This window comes from Mycobacterium sp. (assembly GCF_019247615.1).
Taxonomy (GTDB): domain Bacteria; phylum Actinomycetota; class Actinomycetes; order Mycobacteriales; family Mycobacteriaceae; genus Mycobacterium.
Window position 1 is genome coordinate 1 of sequence record NZ_JAFBAT010000268.1, and the last position, 24179, is coordinate 24179.

Annotated in this window: 24 protein-coding genes and 4 pseudogenes; 20 read left to right on the forward strand and 8 right to left on the reverse strand. The window is 66.3% G+C overall.

Annotation, left to right across the window (positions count from 1 at the left end):
• Window positions 1–579: hypothetical protein (locus tag JO059_RS18375; protein WP_293321256.1), on the forward strand; the 579-nt coding region annotated here is incomplete at its 5' end.
• A 190-nt stretch (window positions 580–769) separates the two neighbouring features.
• Here the strand turns inward: JO059_RS18375 and JO059_RS18380 are convergent.
• Window positions 770–2404: a fatty acyl-AMP ligase gene (locus tag JO059_RS18380; RefSeq protein WP_293321258.1), complete on the reverse strand. Its 1635-nt coding sequence runs from the start codon at window positions 2402–2404 to the stop codon at window positions 770–772.
• Between the two features lie 250 nt (window positions 2405–2654).
• On the opposite strand from JO059_RS18380, the gene JO059_RS18385 reads away from it, so the two are divergent.
• Together JO059_RS18385 and JO059_RS18390 are read left to right on the forward strand one after the other, a co-directional pair.
• A complete protein-coding gene (locus JO059_RS18385; protein WP_293321259.1) occupies window positions 2655–2888 on the forward strand; it encodes a hypothetical protein in 234 nt (77 codons plus the stop codon).
• A 272-nt stretch (window positions 2889–3160) separates the two neighbouring features.
• Window positions 3161–4465: a DEAD/DEAH box helicase gene (locus JO059_RS18390; RefSeq protein WP_293321261.1), complete on the forward strand. Its 1305-nt coding sequence runs from the start codon at window positions 3161–3163 to the stop codon at window positions 4463–4465.
• Window positions 4466–4469: 4 nt separating this feature from the next.
• Here the strand turns inward: JO059_RS18390 and JO059_RS18395 are convergent, their stop codons facing one another.
• On the reverse strand, window positions 4470–4832 hold the full coding sequence (locus JO059_RS18395; protein WP_293321263.1) for a VOC family protein: 363 nt from the start codon (window positions 4830–4832) through the stop codon (window positions 4470–4472).
• Between the two features lie 63 nt (window positions 4833–4895).
• A pseudogene (locus JO059_RS18400) lies at window positions 4896–5155 on the reverse strand (peptidase S15); the annotation flags it as partial.
• A 200-nt stretch (window positions 5156–5355) separates the two neighbouring features.
• On the opposite strand from JO059_RS18400, the pseudogene JO059_RS18405 reads away from it, so the two are divergent.
• The 6 genes and pseudogenes from JO059_RS18405 to JO059_RS18430 form a co-directional block, all read left to right on the forward strand.
• Window positions 5356–5981, forward strand: a pseudogene (locus JO059_RS18405) (M15 family metallopeptidase); the annotation flags it as partial.
• Window positions 5982–5993: 12 nt separating this feature from the next.
• On the forward strand, window positions 5994–6806 hold the full coding sequence (locus tag JO059_RS18410) for a methyltransferase domain-containing protein (RefSeq protein WP_293321265.1): 813 nt from the start codon (window positions 5994–5996) through the stop codon (window positions 6804–6806).
• Between the two features lie 81 nt (window positions 6807–6887).
• Window positions 6888–8465, forward strand: coding sequence for a methylmalonyl-CoA mutase family protein (locus tag JO059_RS18415; RefSeq protein ID WP_293321267.1), 1578 nt, complete (start codon window positions 6888–6890; stop codon window positions 8463–8465).
• Between the two features lies 1 nt (window position 8466).
• Window positions 8467–8901: a cobalamin-dependent protein gene (locus JO059_RS18420; RefSeq protein ID WP_293321269.1), complete on the forward strand. Its 435-nt coding sequence runs from the start codon at window positions 8467–8469 to the stop codon at window positions 8899–8901.
• Window positions 8886–9842, forward strand: coding sequence for an LLM class F420-dependent oxidoreductase (locus JO059_RS18425; protein WP_293321271.1), 957 nt, complete (start codon window positions 8886–8888; stop codon window positions 9840–9842). The genes JO059_RS18420 and JO059_RS18425 overlap by 16 nt, the downstream gene beginning before the upstream one ends.
• Window positions 9839–10924 carry a CoA transferase gene (locus tag JO059_RS18430; protein WP_293321273.1) on the forward strand — a complete coding sequence of 362 codons (1086 nt, stop codon included), beginning with the start codon at window positions 9839–9841 and terminating at the stop codon, window positions 10922–10924. Before JO059_RS18425 ends, JO059_RS18430 begins: the two co-directional genes overlap by 4 nt.
• Before the next feature lie 13 nt (window positions 10925–10937).
• Here the strand turns inward: JO059_RS18430 and JO059_RS18435 are convergent, their stop codons facing one another.
• A complete protein-coding gene (locus JO059_RS18435) occupies window positions 10938–11237 on the reverse strand; it encodes a DUF4286 family protein (protein WP_293321275.1) in 300 nt (99 codons plus the stop codon).
• A 389-nt stretch (window positions 11238–11626) separates the two neighbouring features.
• Between JO059_RS18435 and JO059_RS18440 the strand changes: the two genes are divergently transcribed.
• On the forward strand, window positions 11627–12325 hold the full coding sequence (locus tag JO059_RS18440) for a rhomboid family intramembrane serine protease (RefSeq protein ID WP_293321277.1): 699 nt from the start codon (window positions 11627–11629) through the stop codon (window positions 12323–12325).
• 6 nt (window positions 12326–12331) lie between these two features.
• Window positions 12332–12571: a hypothetical protein gene (locus tag JO059_RS18445; protein ID WP_293321279.1), complete on the forward strand. Its 240-nt coding sequence runs from the start codon at window positions 12332–12334 to the stop codon at window positions 12569–12571.
• Window positions 12572–12615: 44 nt separating this feature from the next.
• Here the strand turns inward: JO059_RS18445 and JO059_RS18450 are convergent, their stop codons facing one another.
• The gene (locus JO059_RS18450; RefSeq protein ID WP_293321334.1) at window positions 12616–12948 is read right to left on the reverse strand and encodes a 2Fe-2S iron-sulfur cluster-binding protein; all 333 of its coding nucleotides are present in this window, start codon (window positions 12946–12948) and stop codon (window positions 12616–12618) included.
• 116 nt (window positions 12949–13064) lie between these two features.
• Here JO059_RS18450 and JO059_RS18455 point away from each other — a divergent pair, with 116 nt between their 5' ends.
• From JO059_RS18455 to JO059_RS18470, 4 genes are read left to right on the forward strand one after another with little or no spacing between them, the layout of a single operon-like run.
• Window positions 13065–14468 (forward strand): AMP-binding protein, encoded by a 1404-nt coding sequence (locus JO059_RS18455; RefSeq protein WP_293321281.1) that lies wholly within the window; start codon window positions 13065–13067, stop codon window positions 14466–14468.
• Entirely contained in the window at window positions 14446–15351 is a 906-nt protein-coding gene (locus tag JO059_RS18460) for an acyl-CoA dehydrogenase family protein (RefSeq protein WP_293321283.1), read from the forward strand. Before JO059_RS18455 ends, JO059_RS18460 begins: the two co-directional genes overlap by 23 nt.
• Window positions 15338–16435, forward strand: coding sequence for an acyl-CoA dehydrogenase family protein (locus tag JO059_RS18465; RefSeq protein WP_293321285.1), 1098 nt, complete (start codon window positions 15338–15340; stop codon window positions 16433–16435). Before JO059_RS18460 ends, JO059_RS18465 begins: the two co-directional genes overlap by 14 nt.
• A 1-nt stretch (window position 16436) precedes the next feature.
• Window positions 16437–17204 carry an enoyl-CoA hydratase/isomerase family protein gene (locus tag JO059_RS18470; protein WP_293321287.1) on the forward strand — a complete coding sequence of 256 codons (768 nt, stop codon included), beginning with the start codon at window positions 16437–16439 and terminating at the stop codon, window positions 17202–17204.
• A gap of 70 nt (window positions 17205–17274) precedes the next feature.
• Here JO059_RS18470 and JO059_RS18475 read toward each other — a convergent pair.
• A pseudogene (locus JO059_RS18475) lies at window positions 17275–18146 on the reverse strand (proline iminopeptidase-family hydrolase).
• A gap of 127 nt (window positions 18147–18273) precedes the next feature.
• Here JO059_RS18475 and JO059_RS18480 point away from each other — a divergent pair.
• The 4 genes from JO059_RS18480 (at window position 18274) to JO059_RS18495 (ending at window position 21535) form a co-directional block, all read left to right on the forward strand.
• Window positions 18274–19413, forward strand: coding sequence for a thiolase family protein (locus JO059_RS18480; RefSeq protein WP_293321289.1), 1140 nt, complete (start codon window positions 18274–18276; stop codon window positions 19411–19413).
• Window positions 19414–19420: 7 nt separating this feature from the next.
• Window positions 19421–20293: a methylmalonyl Co-A mutase-associated GTPase MeaB gene (locus JO059_RS18485; protein WP_293321291.1), complete on the forward strand. Its 873-nt coding sequence runs from the start codon at window positions 19421–19423 to the stop codon at window positions 20291–20293.
• A 60-nt stretch (window positions 20294–20353) separates the two neighbouring features.
• On the forward strand, window positions 20354–20728 hold the full coding sequence (locus JO059_RS18490) for an SgcJ/EcaC family oxidoreductase (protein ID WP_293321326.1): 375 nt from the start codon (window positions 20354–20356) through the stop codon (window positions 20726–20728).
• 420 nt (window positions 20729–21148) lie between these two features.
• Entirely contained in the window at window positions 21149–21535 is a 387-nt protein-coding gene (locus JO059_RS18495) for a nuclear transport factor 2 family protein (protein WP_293321328.1), read from the forward strand.
• 5 nt (window positions 21536–21540) lie between these two features.
• On the opposite strand, the gene JO059_RS18500 is transcribed toward JO059_RS18495, so the two are convergent.
• A complete protein-coding gene (locus JO059_RS18500) occupies window positions 21541–23157 on the reverse strand; it encodes an FAD-dependent oxidoreductase (RefSeq protein WP_293321330.1) in 1617 nt (538 codons plus the stop codon).
• A 14-nt stretch (window positions 23158–23171) separates the two neighbouring features.
• Complete coding sequence (locus JO059_RS18505) at window positions 23172–23849, reverse strand: IclR family transcriptional regulator (protein ID WP_293321332.1); 678 nt, start codon at window positions 23847–23849, stop codon at window positions 23172–23174.
• A gap of 103 nt (window positions 23850–23952) precedes the next feature.
• Here JO059_RS18505 and JO059_RS18510 point away from each other — a divergent pair.
• Window positions 23953–24179, forward strand: a pseudogene (locus tag JO059_RS18510) (alpha/beta hydrolase); the annotation flags it as partial.

Here is a 24179-nt window from a genome sequence, read left to right on the forward strand (position 1 = left end):
ATCCCCAGCCCGCTACGCTGCCACCTGTACCCACCGATGGACAGCTACGTCAGGCAACCAGAGGCGCTGCAGAACCGTGCGTGGCAAGAACCACCATCACAGGTGCCAACGGTGAAGCGAATCGTCATCCTCGGCCGCGGCGGCGCCGGCAAATCAACACTGGCACAACGGCTCGGCCAGGCACTCCGCAGTCCCGTCACCGAGTTGGACAGCATCTTCTGGAAACCCGGTCCGAAACCAACACCCAAACACGAATGGGAACAGATCCAGCACAGACTCCTTGCCGGAAACCGATGGGTCATTGACGGTGATCTCGGCCCGTACGATATCCACCTGGCGATGCGTCTGTCGGCCGCAGATACGATCGCCGTTCTCGACTTCCCGCTCTGGCGCTGCATTTGGCGAACCCTGCGCCGCTCACGCGAGACCCGCGAATACTGGCAATGGGTCTACCACTACCGCCGAAAAAGCTTGCCCGCCATCACTTATGCCATCGAAAAGCACGCCGCTCACGCCGACCTGTACATCCTTCGCAATCCGAAAGAGGTGCAGCGGTTCCTCGACACCGCGCGACCTTGAAGAGAGGCGCGGTGCCGGCGGGATGGGCCAAAGTGGCGTCAATTGAGCTCAGCTGGGGGCGTTGCTTTGCCGGTGATTCGTTACGCGGAGTTATCGATTGCGTTCGGGTGGGTAGGACTATTACCCACGCGGCGCTTAGGGCGGTTTTCATCGTGGGAGACAGCGCGTCTCCGACAGGCCCGCAGCCCCGTCAACTTACCAAGGACAGCGCATGAGCGCGCCGCAGCTTTCCCGACGGTGTCTTGGGGATCGCTCCGGGCGACAGCACCACCACATTGCGCGGCCGCGCCGCGACCTCGGCGACCACCTCGTGAGCCACCTCGTGCTTGATGCGCCGCACCTGGGCGGGGTCGTCGGCGTCGTTTGATTCCACGGCCACCGCAAACGATTCCCGGGAATGGCCGGCGTCGAGTCGCACGGCCGCCACACACCCCGCGCGCACACCGGCGACGCGCCCGGCGGCACGCTCGACATCGGTCGGGTATATGTTGCGTCCGGCCATGATGATGATGTCCTTGGCGCGGCCGCAGATGACGACGTGACCCTCTTCGGTCAGGTAGCCCAGGTCTCCGGTGCTCAACCAACCCTGGTCGTCCTGGGCGGCCACAAAACCGGCGGTCGTGACATATCCGGACGTCACGGGCGCTCCGCGCACCTCGATGAGCCCCACGCCCCGGGTCGGCTGAATGGCGCCATCCTCATCGACGATTCGGATCTGCATACCGTTGAGCACCGGTCCCAGCGACGCCAACCTCCGGGTGTTGCCGGTGCTCGCCGGTACCGCACGACGCAGCACTGCGAGCATGTCGGCGTCCACCTCATCCACGACCAGTCCGCGACCGCACAGCGAGAACGACACCGCCACAGTGGTTTCGGCCATTCCGTAGGCCGGAAGAATCGCCTCGGGACGCAAACCGAACGACGCACCGGCCTCGCAAAGGTCCTGCACATCGGCCGGCTCGACCTGTTCGGAGCCGGACAGTGCCCAACGCAATGATGACAAGTCAAATTCCCCGGGTCTGGCATGGCGACGTAAGCGTTTCGCCAGCAATGCATAGGCGAAATTCGGCGCCGCGGTCATCGTGCCCCGGTACTTGTCAATTAGCCTGGGCCACAACAAGATATCGGCCAGGAAGTCGATCGGCGTGATCTTGACCAGCTCGGCGCCGAACAACATCGGCACCGTCAAGAACCCCGTCATGCCCATGTCATGAAACAGCGGCAACCAACTCACAATCACATCGGTGTCCAGGTCGTATTCCGCGCCGGCGAACATCGCCTCGGCGTTGGCGATCACATTGGCGTGGGTGATCGCCACCGCCTTGGGGCAGCCCGTCGATCCCGACGTCAACTGCAGCAGCGCCAGATCCTGCTCAGCGCTGCCGACGACGTCAATGGGTGCGGCGGTGAGCAGCTCGGCGATCGTCACCACCATGACGCCGCGTTCGGCCAGCACCGGCACTACGGCCGTGAAGGGATCCGACACGACGACCACCGCCGCGTCGATCATGGAGATGACCGACAAGGTGTCGTGTGCCCACGCGCGTAGCTCCGTGCGCGGTGTCGGCTGGTGCAGCATCGTCAAACATGCGCCGCGCAGCCACACGCCCTGAGCGGTCGACGTGATCTCCACCGGGGCGCCGGCCAGCACCCCCACCCGGTCACCCGGGCCTACCCCCAACGCGGCCAATCCGCCCGCCACCCGGCGCGCTCGGTGATGAACTTCACTCCAGCTGGACCGGACCGGCGCACCGGGCTCCCCGGTGACCAGGCCGCGAGTGCTGGACTCCGCACTGTGCAGCATCGAATCGACGAATCTGCTCACCGCTACCTCCTGCGCGTGTCGGGCCTGGCTGAAGCCCCGGTTTGGCCATCTCCGGACAGATCTGAGGTGACGAATCCAGACGCTACGGTCGCACAGGCGAATGCTCGAGCAGGCGCGCCCGGTCAAGAGTTGCGATAGCGCAACAAACCCCGGTGGCGGATCCGGCGCCCCCGGAGCGGCGCTCACCCGCGGCGCGACGGGAACTGCGCATCCCGGGTAGGGTGGGGACAACAAGGTGAGGATGGGTGAGGTGGCGATACAAGACTGGTGCGACGCACCCCAGATCCATCCGTCACAGGTTCGGGTGGGTGACGTCATCGGCACGCCGCAGCCCACCCGATTGCGCCTGACCGTGAAGCTGATCAGCGGGCCGCAAACAACTCCGCGGCAGTGGACATTCTTCAGCCGGGATGACAATGGCGCGCAGCGCACGAGCACCTTCGGAGAGGACGACTTAGTCCGCAGGTACGTCAGAGCATCCTGACGTCACAGAGCTGTCACCGCGCCCGGCGATACGCGGTGAACACCGTCCTGCTATGCTTCTCCCCAATGTCGGCCGCTCCACTCGACGGCCTACACGTCGTGAAACGCTTCGTCATTCTCCCGGCGCCCGTCCGCACCAGCGGCTGAGGGACTGATCCGGGTCGTTCGTGTCGCGGCGATCGATGTTGCCCACCGGCAATCTCGCCACCTTTGTGCTGACCGGGCGCGCGCTTCGCCGCCACCTCGGCGCAACCGATGCTGAAAGACATCAACATGAACACTGGCAATAGCTTCGCCGACCTCGGCGTGGCGGAACCACTCATCGAAGCGCTCGCCGCGCACGGGGTCACCCACCCGTTTCCCATTCAAATCGCGACCCTGCCCGACACCCTCGCCGGCCGGGACGTCCTCGGCCGTGGCCAGACCGGCAGCGGTAAGACGCTGGCGTTCTCGATTCCCGTTGTCAGTAGGCTGGCCGGATATCCGCGCCGGCCGTCCCGGCCGTCGGGCCTGGTCCTTGCTCCCACGCGGGAGCTGGCCAGCCAGATCACCGCAACACTGGAACCGTTGGCCGCGGTCAACGGCCTCCGGGTGGGCACGATCTTCGGTGGGGTGCCGCAAGGCAGACAGGTGGCGGCGCTGAAATCCGGCGTCGACATTGTCGTGGCCTGTCCTGGCCGGCTCGAAGATTTGATGAAGCAAGGCTTGATCGGCCTCGGCTCGGTCGCGATAACGGTGGTCGACGAAGCCGATCACATGGCCGATCTGGGCTTCCTTCCCGGTGTCACCCGTATCCTCGCGGCCACACCGGGCCGCGGCCAGCGTCTGCTGTTCTCGGCGACCCTCGACAACGGCGTCGACAAGCTCGTCGATCGATTCCTGCACGACGCGGTGCTGCACGCGGTGGACGGCGCCAACACACCAGTGCCGGCGATGACTCACCACGTGTTCCACGTTGCCGGGGTGCAAGCCAAGAGGGAGCTGGTGCATCGGCTCGCCTCAGGTGCCGGTCGCCGAATCCTGTTCATGCGCACCAAACATCAAGCGCGCAGGCTCGCCAAGCAGCTCACCGAATCCGGTGTCCCGGCGGTCGATCTGCACGGCAACCTGTCGCAAACCGCGCGCGAGCGAAACCTCGCCGCCTTCAGTGCCGGTGAGGCGCGGGTGTTGGTGGCCACCGACATCGCGGCGCGCGGCGTGCACGTCGACGGAATCGAATTGGTGGTGCACATCGACCCGCCCGCCGAACACAAGGCTTACCTGCATCGGTCGGGGCGAACGGCGCGGGCCGGAAATACAGGTGACGTCGTTACCGTCGTCCTGCCCGAACAGCGCCAGGACACACACGCGCTGATGCGACGTGCGGGCATCCGCGTAACTCCGCAGGAAGTCACTGTTGACTCGGCGGCGGTGCGTGCGGTTGCCGGCGAAATGGCGGCCTATCGGCCTCCAGCACCGAAGCAGGTGGCCGTGTCACATCCGCCGCAGCCTCGCGGCCCGGGTACGGCACGCCGTAGACGTGCACGCCCCTCCGGTGGTGAAAGGCGAATCCCGCCGCGTCACAAAGGTCCTCAGTAATTGCTCACCACTGGACGCCGGTGGACACGCAGAACTCGTTCTCCTCGGGATCGGACATTCTGACCCAACGGGTTCCCCCGAAGCGCTGTATATCTTCATCGATCCGACGAGCGCCCAGCGCCTGCAACCGGCGGACCTCGGCCTCGACGTCAACGACCACAATGTCGACGTGCATGCGATTCTTGCCTGTCTTGGGTTCCGGTACCCCCTGAAGAAGCAGGGGTGAACCGCTTCCCCCTTTCGGAACGAGCACCGCCAGATTCGTGTCTGTGTAGTGGTCGCGATAGTCGAGCGCCTCGCGCCAAAAGTCAGCGAGTCGCTCAGGTGCTGCACAGTCGAGCACGAGTTCCAGTGTTGCTTTGTGCATCGCGCGCCTTTCGGTCGGAACACCACTCGGCCAGAGAGCACCAGGATATGGCGGCCGGACGGGTTACTCGGTCGGCGCGTCCCCGAGGACGCGCGGCAGCTGCCGCGACGACGAGCGAACTGTGTTCAGGCTGCTGGTCCCGGCGCTGGCATGTCGAAAATTCATGATCGCCGAAGTTGACGGGTCCTGGTCGTCGCTGGTCAGCCGAGGCGAATGCGGTGGTCCGCCTTGAACAGTCGTGCGTTGGAACCAAACCAGCCGGCTGTCACATCGGTGACTACGCCGTCGGGCGCCACGTCGTGCAGCATCGCCATCCAGGCGGTCTGTGGGCCGTTGAGCGCTGAGGTCGTTGCTTCACGCTACGTTCAACTGCCGGCGGTTCCACCGAATTCACATCGGGCGCGGCAGCTGTTCGCCCAATCGGCCGAGGACCGCGACAATGTTGGGATGCCCCGGATGCGGCGGTTGCTCCCAGTCGTGGTCGCGCTCGCGCTCGTCGTGGCATCCGGCGCCGCGACGCCACCCGCCCGGGCCGACGTTCCGCCCGTCGGCGACGCGGCTCGCGCGGCCGGGTTCGTCGACGTCCGAAGTGTCGTTCCCGACGCCGTGATCGACCTGCGCTACGCGACGACGAACAATTTCACCCACACGCAGTTGTATCCCTCCGACGCCCGCTGTCTCGTGCACCAATCCATGGCGCCGGGGCTGGCGACGGCGGCGAATGCGCTGCGCCCGCAAGGCCACGTGCTGGTGTTCTGGGACTGCTACCGGCCCCATGACGTGCAGGTCAAGCTGTTCAACGCCGTTCCCAACCCGGCGTGGGTGGCGCGGCCGGGCCAGTCTGCGCATAGCCATGAGTCGGGCCGTTCGGTCGACGTGACGTTCACCAGTGTGCAAGGGAACTGCACGCCAGAGCGGCAAGTCGGCGGGTTGTGCCTCGCCGACATGGGCACTGACTTCGACGACTTCTCTTCGCGGGCAACGGCATTCGCAACCCAGGGAGTCAGCCCGGACGCTCAGGCTAATCGGGCCCGGCTGCGGGACGCCATGACCTATGGCGGATTGACGGTGTACTCCGGTGAGTGGTGGCATTTCGACGGGCCCGGCGCTGCCGTCGACCGCCCGATTCTCGACGTACCTGTCGACTAGGCGGTCGCAACCATGAACGAGCAGCGCCCCGCCAGGTACACGCACGGACACCACGAGTCGGTGCTGCGCGGCCACCAGCGACGAACCGCCGAGGATTCCGCGGCGTATCTGCTGCCCCACCTGAAGCCGGGGTTATCCGTACTCGACATCGGCTGCGGCCCCGGGACCATCACCGCCGATCTCGCCGCCAGGGTCGCACCCGGATGGGTGCTGGCCGTCGACCAATCCGCCGACGTCCTCGACGTGGCCCGCGCCGAGGCCCAGCGGCGCGGCCTGTCGAACATAGCGTTCGCGCCGGCCGACACGCAGCGGCTGGAACTTCCGGCCGACGCGTTCGATGTCGTCCATGCCCATCAGGTGCTGCAGCACGTGGCCGATCCGGTGCAAGCGCTGCGGGAGATGAGGCGCGTCTGTCGGCCGGGCGGAGTCGTCGCGGCCCGGGACGCCGACTACGCGGGCTTCATCTGGTTTCCGCGCCTGCCGGCGCTGGACCTGTGGCTGGACCTTTACTCGAAGGCGGCTCGCGCCAACCGGGGGGAGCCGGATGCCGGTCGCCGGCTGCTGTCGTGGGCGCTCGCGGCGGGCTTCGACGAGATCGTGCCGACCGGCAGCCTCTGGTGCTATGCCACCGACGAAACCCGCTCTTGGTGGGGCGGCATGTGGGCCGACCGGATCTTGCACTCGAGCGTGGGGGATGAGCTGCTGTCACTCGGCCTGGCCACGCCCGCTCAACTCGAGGAGATCGCGGAAGCGTGGCGGGCCTGGGCCGCCGCCCCGGACGGCTGGCTGGCGATACCGCACGGGGAGATCCTCTGCCCGGCGTAGGCATGGCGCCCGCCGGGGTATCGTGCCAGCTCAGGCGCGTGGTATTGGCATTCTCTTTTTTTGCAAGTACGTTATTCATCGATGGATAACGCTGCTCAGACGCCGTCGGGCATCCCGCTGCGGCCCGTGTATGGGTCGGGGGACATCACGGCTGAGCCGCCGCCGCCGGGGCAGTTCCCGTTCACCCGGGGTAACTTCACGTCCGGCTACCGGGGCAAGCTCTGGACCTTCCGGCAGTACTCCGGCTTCGGCACCGCCGAGGAATCCAACCGTCGCTATCGATACCTGCTGGAACAGGGCGGGACCGGTCTGTCGGTGGCGCTTGACCTGCCAACGCAGTGCGGCTACGACTCCGACGATCCCGAGTTCGGCGAGGAGGTCGGCCGGGTGGGCGTCGCGGTGGACACGCTGGCCGACGCCGAGATCCTGTTCGACGGCATCCCGCTGGACAAGATCAGCACCAGCATGACGATCAACGGCACGGCAGCGATCCTGCTGGCGTTCTACGTCGCCGCGGCGGAGAAAAAGGGGATCCCGCGGGGCGGGCTCACCGGAACAATTCAGAACGACATCCTCAAGGAGTACGCCTCTCGCGGAACATGGATTTGGCCGCCGGAACCATCGCTGCGGCTGATCGCCGACACCATCGAGTTCTGCGCGGCCCAGGTCCCGAGGTTCAATGCAATCTCGGTGGCAGGGGCGCACTTTCGCGACGCCGGTGCCAATGCGGTGCAGGAGATGGCGTTCACGCTCGCGGACGGGGTCACCTATTGCGACACCGTGGTGCAACGCGGCCGGATGACGATCGACCAGTTCGCGCCGCAGATCTCCTTCTTCTTCTACACGCACGGCGATTTTTTCGAGGAAATCGCGAAATACCGTGCAGGACGGCGCCGTTGGGCCACGATCGTACGGGACCGCTACGGCGCGACCACCGACAAGGCCTCGATGTTCCGCTTCGGCTGCGTGTGCGGCGGCGCGTCCCTATATGCGCCGCAGGCCCACAACAATGTCGTCCGTGTGGCCTACGAGGCGCTGGCGGCGGTATTGGGCGGCGTCCAGTCGATGTTCACCGCCGCCTGGGACGAGCCGTTCGCACTGCCCACGGAGGAGTCCACCACCCTGGCCCTGCGCACTCAGCAGATCCTGGCCTACGAGACCGGCGTGGCGAGCGTGGCCGATCCCCTTGGCGGTTCGTACTTCGTCGAGGCGCTCACCGACGCCACCGAAGCCCGCATCATCGAGATCATGGACGACCTCGAGCGCCACGGCGGCATGGTCAGCGCGATCGAGGACGGTTACCTGCAGCGGCTGATCGCCGACGAGGCCTTCCGGATCCATCAGGACATCGAGGCTGGTGTCCGCCCGGTCGTCGGGGTCAACCGCTTCGTGTCCGCGGAGCCCGAGCCGGACGTCATCACCTACGAACTCGACGCCGAGGGCCGCGATCTGCAGCTCAAACGGCTCTCCAAGGTGAAGGCCGAAAGAGATTCGGCGGCAGTGCAAAACAGCCTCGCGGCGTTGTCACGCGCCGCCGAAGGAACCGACAACCTGATGCACAATCTCATCGATTGCGCCAACGCCTACTGCACCGTCGGTGAAATCGTCACCGCTCTCAAAGACGTGTGGGGCGAATTCCGGCAACCGGTGGTGTTCTGAAGTGGCCGTGCGGATTCTGGTCGCCAAGCCGGGCCTCGACGGACACGACCGCGGGGCGAAGATCGTCGCCCGCACCCTGCGTGACGCGGGTTTCGAGGTGATCTATACCGGAATCCGGCAGCGCATCGAGGACATCGCAGCCATCGCCGTGCAGGAGGATGTGGCGGTTGTCGGCCTGAGCATCCTGTCCGGTGCTCACTTGGCGCTCACCGCGCGGACCATCGAAGCGCTGCGCGCCGCCGACGCCGCCGACATCGCCGTCGTGGTGGGCGGAACCATTCCCCACGCCGACGTCCCCAAGCTGTTGTCGGCCGGTGCCGCGGCGGTGTTCCCCACCGGGACGCCGCTCGACGAGCTGGTCCGCGAGATCCGGGCCTTGACAGGTAACCCAGTAGCTGTCCTAGAAGAATCAGAGGAATCGTGCGCATCGGAGTGATGGTGGGACCGGAGCGCGGTGATTCCGCGCGCAAGGTCAGTCGCATGCTGGCCGATATCGACTGGGCGGAGAGTGCGGGCCTGGACAGTGCTTGGATTCCGCAGATCCCCAACGACTTTGACGCTCTGGTCGCGGCCGCCCTGATGGGGACCCGCACCAGTCGCATCGAACTGGGCACGGCGGTCGTCCCGTTACAGGCACAGCACCCGATCGCCTTGGCGCGTCAAGCCTTGTCGGTGCACGCGGCGGCCGGCGGCCGGCTGGTCTTGGGCATCGGACCGTCCCACCACTGGATCGTCGATGACATGCTCGGCATACCGTATGAGCGGCCCGCGTCCTACACCCGCGACTATCTCCAGGTGCTCGACGCGGCGTTCGCGAACCCGGGCCCCGTCGACGTCGAGAACGCCACCTTCCGCGTCCACAACCCCCTCGACATCGGCCCGGTGGCGCGGTTGCCGGTGCTGGTCGCCGCGCTGGGACCGGTGATGCTGACCATCGCCGGCGAGCGGGCCGACGGCACAGTGCTGTGGATGGCCGACGAACGCGCGGTGGCCGAGCACGTCGTGCCGCGGATCACCAAGGCCGCCGACAATGCCGGACGTCCCGCCCCGAGAATCGTCGCCGGCGTGCCCGTCTGCCTATGCGGGGCAGGCGAAGTCGACGCCGCCCGTGAGCGCGCCAACCGGATTCTCGGCGAGGCCGAGGTCTCGCCCAATTACCAGCGCCTGCTCGGGTACGGCGACGCCAGGGATGTCGGCGACATCTGCGCGGCGGGCGACGAGCGCGCCATCCTCGCCCGCCTGCGACGGTTCGCCGACGCCGGCGTGACCGATCTGTCGGTGCGGCTGCTGCCGATCGGCGACAACCGCGACGAACTCGTCGCCTCCAAGCGGCGCACCCGCGAGATGATCGCCGCCCTCGCCACGGAGTTGCGTTGACGGCCGACGCCGGACCGCTGGCCGGGATACGCATCCTCGAGGTCGGCACCATGCTGGCCGGCCCGTATGCCACCATGCTGCTCGCGGATCTCGGCGCCGAGGTCACCAAGATCGAACCCGCGGGCGGCGAGATCTCCCGCGGGGTGGGACCCAGCTACTTCGCAAGCCTCAACCGGAACAAGTCCAGCATCTGCCTCGACTTGAATTCCGAAGGGGGACAGCAAGACTTGGGCGAACTAGTCGCCGAGTCGCATGCGCTGCTGGTGAACCTCAAACCGTCGGCCATCCGTCGGCTCGGGCTCACCTACGAGGCGTTGCGGCGTCGGAACGAGCGGATCGTGTGCGTGGCGATCACGGGCTTCGGGCTCGACGGCGGCGACCACCCGGCGTTCGACTACGTGGTCCAGGCAGGTTTCGGCGTCGCGGCGTTGACCGGCGATCCCGACGGCCCGCCGACGCTGCCCGGGTACTCGTCGGCCGACAACTCCACCGGCATGTGTGCGGCGCTGGGCCTGCTGGCCAAGATCTTTTCCGGCACCGGTGGTCAAGTGGACGTGTCGCTGCGCGATGTCATGCTGTCGCAGCTCAACTATCACGCCGCCGCCTACCTTAACAACGGTGTCGAGCCGCAGCGACACCCGTTCGGCGCACACTCCTATTACGTTCCGGCGCAACTCTTTCCGACCGCCGCGGGTTATCTCGCCTTGTTCATCACGCACGACGGCTTTTGGAAAGCGTTTGCCGCCGAGGCGGGCATCGGCGGTTTCGACACCATGTCCGAACGCATTGCCCGCCGCGACGAGGTGCTCGCCGTCGTCACCGCGATGCTGGCAACCGACACCGCGACCGGCTGGGAGCGGCGGCTACGTCCACTCGGAGTGCCGGCGTCGGCCGTCAGGACGCTGCCCGAGGCGCTCGACGCGACTCCCGAAGTCGTGGTGACGGCCGGTGATTTCCGCCTCGTCGGCAGTCCCATCCGCGTCTCGGGCTACCGACCCGAATACCGCCCGCCGCCGGTGCTATGCCAATCTCCCGGCGAATGTCGAGTTGTTTCGCCGGAATCGCCGATTCTTCCCAACTAGTCGACGTTCGGCGTCAAAGGTATTCGAGCAGCCGCGGAATGGGCCGCGGGTCCAGCTGCAGGGCATCGGACATGTGGAGCCGGCCTGCGTTGGCGATCATGTTGTCCAAGATGGCTTGCAAATCATCGCCCTCGAGTTCGTAGATGGCGACGTAAGGCCCCTGTCCATCGACCGGGCGCAGCCTGCGGGCCGCGACGATTCCGTCGAGCTCCAGCAGTTCTGGTATGTGCACTTCGTCGTACCAGGTGTTGTATTCCTGCTCGCGATCCGGCGAACTGGGTCGACTCTCGACATACATGATCCCCTTGGCCATCGTGGGCCACCTTTCTTGGGCGCAAGCCTTTCCAGGCTGTAGCGATCATAGGCAGCGTCGGGAGGCCGCCGCCGTTGACAACGGTGTCCCGTTCTCCACACTTGTCAGAGGAATTGGACCAATCGGGACGCGGAGGCTGCGATGGGACAAAATGTGGCTCCGTTTGTCGTGGTCGTCGGGATCATCGTCGCGGCGGTGGGGATCCTGATGTGCGCCGGTGGGCTCGGTCGCGGTCAGCCTGTTGCTGTCCGTCGCCCAGTACCTCTTTCGTCGGTGATCGCGACCCCAGCAAGTGTCAAGGTCTTTCGACTCTGGACAGATCATTGTCTGCTAGGCAATCGTCTGATGCGTCGGTGCCCGATTAGCCATCAACGACGAAAGCGGCTTGCATGATCCCGTACTCCGACGGAGTTCCAGCTCGACGGTTTCCGATCGTCAATGTTGCGCTGATCGTCGCCAACTTCGCGGTCTTCGTGTTTTACGAGTTGCCGGACCCCGATGGGGCGATCAAGCAGGCGTCGTTTTACGCATGCAACGTCGACCATGCCTGCCACATGGGCTATCCGTGGGGCGTCAGCTGGGTCACCTCGATGTTCCTGCATGCCGGCTGGGATCACATCCTCGGCAACATGTGGTTTTTGGCGATCTTCGGCAAGAACGTCGAGGACGCGTTCGGCAGGCTCGGCTATCTGCTCTTCTACTTTGCCGGCGGCTTCGCGGCAACGACGTTGCAGACAGCGATGACCCTGCTCTTCGGTAACGCATCCGACGCGCAGGTCCCCTGCCTCGGCGCCAGCGGCGCAATCGCCGCCGTGCTGGGCGCCTATTTCGTGCTCTATCCCAAGTCAAGCGTCCTCACGCTCTTGGGATGGTTCCCGATCAGGATCCCGGCATGGCTGTTCCTCGGCGGTTGGTTTCTCTACCAGTTCTTCGAAGGGAACTCCGCACTCGTCTCGGGGAAGAGCGGTGGCAGTGGTGTCGCGTTCTTCGCGCACGTCGGGGGCTTCGCGTTCGGGGCTCTGGTGACGGGACTGTTGCTGGGGACCGGACGAATCGGGGCTCGGACCGCGCAATGGGCGGAGACATAGATCCAGATGGCCCATGCCACAGATGTTTTGGTGCGGGTGGTCGGCGCCGCGGTCAAGGGAGTCATCGGTGGTGTGCACGGCACCGCCGAGGGCATCCGCGACGGCTGGCGCGACGGTAGTCGGTCGGTGGCCGGCCGACCGGGCGAGGCGTGGGTGAAGGGCGTCAACGGCGGTATTCGAGGAGCTGCCACGGGAATCCAGGACGGTTGGGGCGCGGGCGGGCACCGCCGCCCGCCGACGCGCTGACGTCCCGGACGACGCCGAGGCCTGACCGTGAAGTCAACGCGGCGCTATTCGTAGCGCACGGTGACCGATGCCGTGTCGGGCACGCCCTGGCAGGTCAGAATGTAGCCGTCGGCCACCTCGTCATCCTCGAGCGCGTCGTTGACCCGCATGGTCGCGCGGCCCTCGACGAGCCGTGCCATGCAGGTGCCGCAATTGCCGGCCTCGCAGTTGAACGGCGGCTGCAGTCCCGCCCGGCGCGCGCTTTCCAAGAGAGTCTCGCCGGGAACCAGCGGCACGGACACCGTCGTGCGATCGAGGTGAATGGTGACCGTACCGGCGTCCGGTGCTGCGGGATCTGCCACCCGTCGGGTCTCCTCGATGGTCCGGGTGACCGCCACCATGACCGCCCCCTCAAACTGCTAAGCGTACTTTGTATTCTTCACTATAGAGAATAGTATTCTCGCTGGGCGATAGGATCTTCTCAAGACACTCGGTACTGCTGGAGGGAGGGGACGTGAGCGAGCCGGCAGCGCTCGTGTTCGAGGAGCGGCGATTCGGCATGCCACAGCTCGACGCGATGGCCGGCGGGCTGGCCGGGACGCTGGCCAAGGCCGGCGTCGCCCCCGGCCAGCGAGTCGCCCTGATGGCGTCCAACCGGCCGGAATTCGTCGCGGCCTTGCGCGCGATCTGGCGTCTAGGCGCCACGGTTGTCCTGCTCAGCCCCGCCTGGAAGCGCGTCGAGGTCGACCATGCCCTCGCGCTGACCGACCCCGTGCACGCGGTCGGCGACCACGCCGTGCTGGCGGGCCTGATGCCGATGCTGCACCTGGACGACCCGATCGTGCCGGGCGAGTCGGCGACGGGCGGGCCGCCCCCGGGAGCCGACGCGGTGCTGGTCTTCAGCTCCGGCACCACCGGCCTGCCGAAGGCCGTCCGGCATACCCACACGGCGCTGCGGGCGGCCGTGCGGCAGTGGCGCGACGCCTTGCGGTTGACCCGCCGCGACCGGATTCAGGTCGCCACACCGCCGTCGCACATCCTCGGCCTTCTCAACATCCTGACGGCGTTGTGTACCGGCGCGTGGGTGCGGCTGCATCCCCGGTTCGACATCGACCGGACGCTGCAGCACATCGAAAACGACCGGATCACAATCGAAATGGCCGTTGCGCCGATCGCGCTGGCCATCGCCTCGCATCCCGATCTGGAGTCGTACGACCTGTCCTCGTTGCGCTTCATCGTGTGGGGAGCTACGCCGGTCAGCCCCACCGTTGCCGAAACCGTTACCCGCCGCACCGGCGTGGGTTGGGTCCCCGCCTACGGCACCACGGAACTGCCTGTCATCGCATGTAATCCGTTGCGGGAGGCGCGGCTTGACTCGGTCGGGCGCCCGGTGCCCGGAGTGGACGTTCGGGTGGTCTCTCCGGATACCGGCCGGCCCGTCAGCCCTGGGGAGGCGGGCGAAATCCAGGCCAGGTCGGCCTCACTCATGGCGGGCTACCTGCCGGCCGAGGCGACCGCGGAGGCCATGTGCGACGGCTGGTACCGGACGGGGGACGTCGGCCGGCTGGACGCCGGCGGCTGGCTACGGATCACCGACCGCCTCAAAGAGATGATCAAAGTGCGCGGCTTCCAGGTCGCGCCGGCCGAAATCGAGTCGGTCCTGCACGGTCATCCCGCCGTCAAAGACTGCGCGGTCTTCGGTGTTCCCGACGGGATCAACGGTGAGGCGATCGTTGCCGCCGTAGCGGTGCGCCATTCCGTCGATCCCGCTGATCTCATCGCGCGGGTGGATGACGAGCTCGCGTCCTACAAACGCCTGAGCCGCGTCTTGCTCGTGGACGATATACCGCGCCTGCCCTCGGGCAAGGTGCTGCGCCGAGTCCTGAAGGAGTCCTGTGGATGTACGTCTGACGGCTGAACAGCGGCAACTTCGTGATGCCGCCGCAAAGCTCGCCGACGATCTGGGGCCCGCGGCGGTTCAGGATCTCGACGACCAGAGCCGAATTGCGCGGCTGGACAAGCACATCGAAGCCGCCGGCTGGAGATCGCTGCGCTCGGACGGGGCGTCCGGCGTCGAAGTCGCCATAGTCGCAGAGGAATTCGGGCGCCGGCTGGTCGACGCACCATTTCTCGGGCCGGTGTTGGCCGACGATCTGGCGCGCTACGTCGGTGCGCAGAGCGGGGGGTTGGCCGTTGCCTGTGATGATCGGGTGATCGATGCTCGCGGCGCTCGGCGCGCGCTGTTGCTCTCGGGTACCACCGTTCTGGCTCTCGACGTAGGCGAGGTTCGCGCCGGCGCAGATTTGACCCGCGCCGAAGCCGACCGGGCGCCAACGGCGACCACGCTGGGCGAGGTGTCCTCCGACGTGGCCGCGCGGTGGCTGGCCCTGGCGCTGGTGACCACCTCGGCGGACCTGGTCGGGGTCGCCCGCGGCGCGCAGGCCCTCGCCTGTGACTACGCGAAAATCCGCGAGCAGTACGGCAAGACGATCGGCTCCTATCAGGCCGTTGCACACCTGCTGGCGGAAAGCCTTGCACTGATGGAAGGTTCGATAAGCGTATTGCGCCATGCCGCCTGGGCGGTCGACGAACTGTCGCCGCTCGAGGCCGTTCGCGCGACCCGGGTCGCCAAGGTGTACTGCGCGCGGGCCGCGCGCACAGTCTGTGAAACAGCCGTGCAGGTGCACGGCGGCATCGGCAACACCTGGGACTGCCTGGCCCACGTCTATCTGCGGCGCGCGCTGACATCGACGGAACTATGGCCTGTGACGTTGAAGGGAATCGAATTTGGACTTTCGTGACTCGCCCGAGGAGGCCGCGTTTCGCCAGCGGCTGCGATCCTGGCTCTCGGCGCACGCGACAAAGTACTGCGGCTCCGGAGACGAATACTGGGCGCGCATGGCCGAGTGGCATCAGGCCCTCTATGCCAACGGGTTTTTCGGTCTCTCGTGGCCCCGCGAGTACGGCGGCCAGGAGCTGCCGCCGGTGTACGACGTCATCGTCGACGAGGAGCTGGTCCGCGCCGGCGCCCCGCCACGCCCCAGCGTGGGCTACCTCGTCTACGGCATCGGTCGGCACGGAAGCGACGAACTGCGGAGACGATTTCTACCCGGCATCATCGACGGCACCGAGCGCTGGTGCCAGGGTTTCAGCGAACCCGGCGCTGGATCCGACCTGGCCTCGCTGACTACCACGGCGACCCGTGTGGGCGACCGCTATGTGGTGCAGGGCCACAAGATATGGACGAGCTACTCCGATGTCGCCGACTGGTGTCTGCTGTTGGCCCGCACCGACCCGGCTGCCAAGCGCCACCGCGGCCTGTCGGCCTTCGTGATCGAGATGAAACAGGCTGGCGTGCAACAACGCCCGTTGCGCATGATCAACGGAGTCACCAACGAATTCGGCCAGGTGTTCTTCGACGGCGCAACGGTGCCGGCCGACCGCATGGTGGGCGGACCCGGGGAGGGCTGGGCGGTCGCCATGACGGTCGTGGGGCACGAGCGCGAGCCGTCCACCCTCGGCTACGCGGCCAGATACGGCAAGCTCGTTCGAACCCTCCTCGCGCGCTGGGACAATCGCGACGGCCCGGTGCCCGAAGAGCTCGCGTGGGCGGCGGTCCAGTCGGAGATGCTGACGCACCACGTTCGACGGCGGCTCTCGGAGCAGCTCGACGGGTTGTCGCACGGGCCGGAGGGGTCGCTCGACAAGCTGCTGATGACCTGGGTCGAGCAAGCCGTCGGGCACGCCGCGCTGGCCGTCGCGGGCACCCGCGATCCAGAGCTGCTCAGCGCCTACCTGTACAGCCGCGCGCAGAGCGTGATGGGCGGTACATCGCAGATACAGAAGAACATCATCGCCTCGCGAATCTTGGGATTGGGAGTCTGACATGTACGACATGCCTGCCGAAATCGATGTGTGTGCCGACGGGGCGCTGCGAATCATCACGCTGAACCGGCCCAACGACCTCAACGCGGTCAACGACGATTTGCACGTCGGACTCGCGCGGCTCTGGCAGCGATTGACCGACGATCCCACGGCGCGTGCGGCCGTGCTGACCGGCGCCGGCAAGGCGTTTTCTGCGGGCGGCGATTTCGCGTACCTCGCCGAACTGTCCCGGGACGCCGATCTGCGCGCCAAGACCATCCGAGACGGACGCGAGATCGTCCTGGGCATGGCGCGGTGCCGAATTCCCCTGGTGGCGGCCGTTAATGGGCCGGCCGTCGGGCTGGGCTGCAGCCTCGTCGCGCTCAGCGACATCGTCTACATCGCCGAGCACGCCTTTCTCGCGGATCCGCATGTGCAGGTCGGATTGGTCGCTGCCGACGGTGGACCGCTGACCTGGCCGTTGCATATCAGCCTGCTGCTGGCCAAGGAGTATGCGCTGACGGGCACGCGAATACGCGCCGAGCGGGCCGTCGAACTCGGATTGGCCAATCATGTGTCAGCAGACCCCGTGGCGGACGCGATCGCCTGCGCCAAGAAGATCTTGGAGCTACCGCAGCAAGCGGTCGAGAGCACCAAACGGGTGCTCAACCTCCACCTGGAGCGCGCGGTTCTCGCCAGCCTGGACTACGCGCTCTCGGCCGAGCATCAGTCCTTCACCACGGAGGACTTCCGCTCGATCGTCGCCAAGCTGAATGCGGCCAAGAACTGAGTTGCCAGCCGGCTTGCGATGCCGCGGGCGTAACGCCACTGCGAAAAGCGGCCTGGTCTTTCACCGTGGGTTACGCTGGCGGCGAGTCGTGCGCCCTCAGGAAGTCACGCAGCGTGCGATCGAACCGCTGGGGCTCTTCGATGAACGGCATGTGAGCGCTCTCCTCGACAACTCGAACCGCGAACCCCTTATGCGCCGGTGCATTCCCCACATGTGTTCGGGCGCGCATTCGTCGAACCTGCCCGCCACGATCAGGGTCGGCAGCGTGATCTCGGGTAGCCGGTCGAACACGTCCCAGCTTCGGATCGACCCCACGATGTGAAAGTCACTCGGACCGAACATCGTCTCGAAGATTTCTGTTCCCGCGTTCCGGAAAGCGTCCTCGAGATCTGCGGGCCACGGACGAACGCGGCACAAGTAGGTCTCATTCCAGGTGCGGATCGCGGCCTGGTATTCGGCCGAGTACGTCGTGCCGGCGGCTTCGTGACGGTCGATGGCGGATTGAGTGGCCGGGTCGAGATTGGATTTCAAGCGGGCCACCATCTTTGAGAATTGCGGTATCGACGCAGTGCTATTGGAAATGGTCAGGCTGACGGCCCCGGGTGGCGCGTCGAGAACGTACTGTAGCGCCAGCATGCCGCCCCAGGAATTGCCGAAAATGTGAAAGCCGTTGAGGCCCAGTCCTGCTACCACGGCGCTCACTTCGGCCACCGACCGTTCGATCGTCCACAGGTCAGTGTTGGACGGGCACGCGGAGTTCCCGCACCCCAGCTGATCCCAGAAAATCACTTCCCGCTCGTCAGCCAGTCGTTCCAGCGAACGCAAGTAGTTGTGCGGTAGGCCCGGTCCACCATGGATAGCCAGGAGCGGACGACCCGGACCGCGTCCCACTCGTTTGAACCAGACACTTCCGCCTGGCACCGCAATCTTCCCCTCGGTCATTCACTCACGATCCCAAATCACCGCCGCCCGCGCGCACCGGCCGCCCTCCGGGCTTCCTTGCAACTCATACTCTCGTTCTGCGAGAATATTGTTCTCGCATAATCAGCCGCAGAACCGGAGAAAAATCGTGCCCGAAGCTGTCATCGTGTCCGCCCTGCGCACGCCCATCGGCACCGCTCGAAAAGGAACGCTGCGCGACACCACCGCATTCGACCTCGCGCATCACATCGTCACCGAAGCGGTCAAAGAACTGGACCCGACGCAGGTCGACGACGTAATCCTGGGCGAGGGTATGTACGGCGGCGGCGTGATCGCTCGCCACGCAGCCATCACGGCGGGCCTGCCCCAGGTGCCCGGGTTGGCCAACAACCGACACTGCGCGGCCGGCCAGGCAGCAGTGCAGAGCGCGGCGGCAAGCGTGCGGGCCGGGATGGATCAGCTCGTCATCGCCGGCGGCGTGAACTCGGCGTCGACGTCGCCGCGGTCGCGGATGCAGGTCGACGGGGAGTGGGTCGACTGGTTCCCGCCGACCCACCCCGACCGCCCGGACGCGCCCAACATGGACATGTCGATCACCGTGGGCTGGAACGCGGCGGTCAAGGCGGGGGTGAGCCGCGAGGAGATGGACGCGTGGGCGCTGCGCTCGCACCGCAACGCCATCGCCGCCATCGACGAGGGCCGCTTCAAGGAGGAGATCGTTCCGATCGAGACGCCGCACGGGCTGTTCTCGGTCGACGAGCACCCGCGCCGCGACACCAGCATGGAGAAGCTGGCCGCGCTCAAGCCGTTGCATCCGGAAATCGAGGGCTTCTCGATCACCGCCGGCAACGCCTGCGGCGCCAACGACGGTGCCGCCGCGCTGGTCCTGGCCAGCGAATCGCTCGGGTTGCCCGCGCTGGCCACCGTGCGGTCCTGGGCCTCCGTCGGTGTCGACCCGGCGATCACCGGCTTGGCACCGGTCGAGGCAATACCGAAAGCGCTTGCCCGCGCTGGGCTTTCGACGGCCGATGTGGACCTGTTCGAAATCAACGAAGCGTTCGCTGCCATGTGTGTGGCGACCATCAAGCTGCTCGACCTGGATCCCGACATCGTCAACGTCAGCGGCAGCGGCTGCTCCCTGGGACATCCGGTGGCGGCAACGGGAGCGCGGATGCTGGTCACGCTGGTGCACGAATTGCGCCGGCGCGGCGGCGGGATCGGCGTCGCCGCGATGTGTGCGGGCGGGGGGATGGGCTCGGCGACGGTCATCGAGGTCCGCACGCCATAATGCGGACATGACCATTGCCGACCTGATTGCGCAAGCGCGCAACGGATCTCCGCGCGCGGCGGGTCGGCTGCTGAGTCTGGTCGAAGGGGAACGCCGCGGCGAAGTGCTGGCGAGTATCGAGCCGTCGGTCGTGCGCGTTGTCGGTGTTACCGGACCGCCAGGCGCGGGTAAGTCGACGACGATCGCCGGTCTCGTCGGCGCCTACCGGGAGCGCGGATGCCGCGTGGCAGTGCTGGCCGTGGACCCGTCGTCACCTTTCAGCGGCGGCGCGCTGCTGGGGGACCGGATTCGAATGACCGCGCATATCAATGACTCCGACGTCCTGATCCGCTCGGTGGCCACCCGTGGACACATCGGGGGCCTGGCCGCCGCCGTTCCGGCGGCGATCCGATTGCTGGGCGCGATCGGTTACCACGTGGTCCTGCTGGAAACCGTGGGCGTGGGGCAGTCGGAGATCGAGATCGCCGCTGTCGCCGATCCGACCGTCGTCATCCTTAACCCGGGCGCGGGCGACGCGGTTCAGGCCGCCAAAGCCGGTGTGCTGGAAGTTGCCGACATCGTCGCGGTCAATAAGGCCGACCGGGACGGCGCCGAACAGACCGTGCGGGATCTGCGTTCCGAAACCAAAGCGCCGATCGTCAGCCTCGTCGCCGCCCGGGGCGAGGGAACTGCGGATTTGTTGGCCGCCATAGACGATCACCACCGCACCGACAGCCGCGAGCGCCGGTTGGCACGGGCTCGGGCGCAGATCCTGTCACTGGCGCAAACGCGGCTGCGCACCCGACCTGGTCTCGATCGGTTGGCGGAATCAGTGGTTGACGGCCACGACGATCCCTACTCGGCGGCCGAGAAGCTGTTGGCGCCGCGGCAACCGGAATGACGCCGTCGCTCGCACACCCATGCCATTGCTTTATTGTCTGCCAACGTGTTTCATGAAGACATGACGCGTTCTGCCGAGGAATTAGTAACCGAATTCTGCAAACTGTGGGCATCCCCGGATCCGGACAAGCTCGCCGAGTATTTCACCGAAGACGCCGTCTACCACAACATCCCGATGGATCCGGTTCAAGGGCGGGACGCTATCAGAGAATTCATCGCGGGGTTCCTCGCCGCGTTCGACGGCATTGACTTCAATGTGCACCGACAGGTCAGCGACGGCACGTTGGTCATGAACGAGCGCACGGACGTGATGCGCCGCAAGGGCGGCGGGGAAATCCCGCTGCCGGTGATGGGCGTCTTCGAGGTGCAGAACGACCGAATCGCCAGATGGCGCGACTACTTCGACATGGCGGCGATTACCAGCGCCTTCAGCTAGGCGCCAGACATTCCCAAAGCTCCTGCGTCACTCATGTTTCAGCAGCCACATCACGACATCTCTTGTCGGAGGTACTTCGTAAGCTCGCAGCATGGTTTCGAGCACTCGCGAGGAGATCGTCGCGGTCGGCACGTTGCGCTCGGTGCTGGCTAGGCTATCGGCGGGCACTTAACGCGTGGAACCGTGCCGTGGCACAGTACCCACACCTCTTTGCCCACGGAGCCAGAACACGCAACCGCTGACGATCAAGGTGATGGGAGCCGGGTGACGGGAGACTGTCACGCCCGGTTCTAAGGGAGCCCGGAGGTGCGACCCCTCCGGGCCACCCGACCCCCGAACGATTCCTTGGCCATGCGGAAGACGACCCGTAGGCGCAAGGGCTCAGACGGCAGAACATTGCGGCAACTAGGGTGGCCAACCGTGAACCTTGACGTTGTGGCATTCAGTGAGCAGTGGGCAGCATCTTGGAATGCCCATGATGTGGACTCGGTTCTTGCGCACTTTCACGAAGACGTGGTTTTTACTTCTCCAGTGGCAGCCGGTCTCCTACCGGAAACGGCAGGAGTCGTCCGTGGCAAGGCCGCGCTCAGGAATTACTGGACCACGGCGTTGCAACGCATCCCCAACCTTCGGTTCGTCGTCGAGGCCGTCTACGAGGGGATCGACACCGTCGTGATCGCGTACCGCAATCAAGACGGCGGACTGGTGAGCGAAGTGTTGCGGTTCGCCGGCGACCTGGTCATCGAAGGTCACGGAACGTATCTCGTCCCCGTCGAGCAGGGGCCGGATGTCGTCGCCGAGGGCTGAGCCTCCTATTTCAGGTCCGCCGACTTCCCGGTAGCGGCCGCATGGCCCGCCCGGTAACCGAAAACCATTGCCGGGCCGATGGTTCCGCCGGCACCGCCGTACGCCCGCCCGGTGACGCCGGCCATCGCGTTGCCGGCGGCGAAGAGGCCCGGTATGGGCTCACCGCTGACATGGAGCACGCGACCGTCAGGATCGGTGCGCGGGCCGCCCTTGGTGCCCATCGCGCCGATGCGCACCGGCACCGCGTAGTAGGGGGCGGTGTCGATGGGGCCCAGGGTCTTACCGGCAAGTGTCGGGGCGCGGTCGTCGCCCCAGTAGCCGTCGTACGCGCTCAAGCCGCGCCCGAAGTCGGGATCGGCGCCGTCCGCCACCCAACGGTTCCATTCCTCGACGGTGCGGACAAGGCCGTCGGCGTCGATGCCGGTCTTGGCGGCCAGTTCGGCAAGGTCCGCGGACTCGCGGAACCAGTCCGGAACCGGTTGCCCGGGTGCGACTCCCAGAAATCCATAGCGCTGCAGGTGAACCGAATCGAACACGATCCAGCCGCGGTCGTTGACATATCCGCCGCGGGGATCGAGATACTGGAAAGCCCCGGCCATCGAGTTGTAGTCGCATGCCTCGTTGACGAACCGCCGGCCCGCGGAGTTGACGATGATGCTCCTTGGCCGGGTTCGTTCCAGGCGGACACTGCGGCTGCGCTGCTTGCCCTCTATGGTGTCGCCGGGAATTTGAACGATCGGCACCCACCAGGCCTCGCCCATGTTGGCCAAGTCCGCGCCGTGTGCCATCGCCATCCGAAGTCCGTCCCCGGTGTTGTAAGGCGGGGAGACGGCACCGTGCATCGGTCCGCGCAAGAACGCCTGCACCAGAACCGGATCCCATTCAAAGCCGCCGGTGGCAAGCACCACCCCGCGTCGCGCACGAACGCCGATGCGCCGGCCCGCAAGGTCAAGCCGTACCCCCGTAATTTCTCCGTGCTCGGCCACGAGTTCTTCGGCCCGCGCCTTTACCCGGGGTGTCACGCCGGCCTCCAGTAAACCCTTGAGCAGGCCCGCGACAAGAGCGGTGCCGGCGACGCAAAGATCGCTGGTTCGCTCGTCAATCGCCGCGTGCAGACGCGCCCGGGTTTCGGCGTCGAAACCGACGTTGGACCAGTCGGCGGGAAACGACGTGATCCGGTCAGCCCAATCCCCTACTTCTGTGAGATCAAAGGGGCCCGCACTGAGTGACCGACCGCCGGTCGGTTGTCCGCCTGGTAGCTCCGGCCGGTAATCGGGAAAGCCGGCGGCGACCTCGAAGCGCACACCGCTGTGGGCCTCGACGAAGTCGAGCATCGCCGGGCCGGTGCGTACGAACGTCTCGACCAGGGCGTTGTCCATCGAACCCAGGGACTGCGCGCGCAGGTACCGCAGGGCGTCCGCAACCGTCAATTCCCCTGCGGGAGAACGGTTGTGCGAGGGAATCCACGCGATGCCACCCGACACTGCGGTCGTCCCGCCGACGGTCGCGGACTTCTCGAAGACCTCCACCGACGCACCGGCGACAGCGGCGGTCAGCGCGGCGGTCAGCCCGGCGCCCCCACTGCCAAGAACGACGACGTCGACTTCGTGATCCCAGGGCATGGAATAGCGTCCCTTCAGTTCAGCAACTCCGACAGCCGTCTTGCGGCTTTGACCACCGCGCCCTTTCCGCGCATCACCACGTCTTCCCGGTGGGAAATGAGGTTGATGCACGCCGGCGGTGACGGCGCTCGGCGATGGACCGGCACCGCCAGCCCGTAGGTGTTCGGTTCGATCTCCCCGTGTGTCATCGCCCAGCCACGCTTTCGGGCGCGGGCAACCAGGTCGCGTTCACCGGGGCGCGGGGGCATGCTCGCGAGCAGAGCGATGCCGGCGGCGCCGCGATCAAGCGGATATCGGCTGCCCTCGTGGAAGGAAAGCTGGTACGCGACATAGCTGGGCACGATCACCGCGACCGCGACCTGCTGGTCGCCCTCGGCGATCAGGAGCGAAACCGTGGTCCCGAGGTCGTCGGCCAGGGCGCGCAGTGTGGGCAGACAAAGCTGGCGCACATTGCGATCGAACGACGCGCCGAGCACCGCGAGCCCCGCTGCGGGCCGGTAGCGCCCGTCCTCTCCTTTAGCCACCAATCGGAACTGCGCCAGCGTCGAAAGCAACCGGTAGGCGATGGTGCGGTGCACCCCGAGTTGGTCGGCGAGTTGTTGCACGGCAAGCCCACTCGGCGACTCCGCCACCATGTGCAGCGCCGTCAGGCCCCTGGCCAGCGTCTGCGCGCCCGTCCCGGAAGCGGTCACGGCCTTGACAGACCTGGTCGCGAGAGCAAAGCTCTATAGATAACGCACATCAACGTGCGATATTAGCACAAGACCTAGCCTTGGACGAGGGCAGAGAGGCACCGTGGCGGAGTTCGAAAGCATATGGAGCGATCTCCAGGGTGTCGCGTTCGAGCAGGGCTACCTCGATGCTGAAGGAGTTCGGACGCGTTACCTGCGCGCCGGCGATCCGGACAAGCCGGTGTTGATCCTGTTGCACGGGTCCGGTGGGCATGCCGAGGCCTACGTCCGCAACCTGACCGCCCACGCTGAGCACTTCTACACCTGGTCGATCGACATGCTCGGACACGG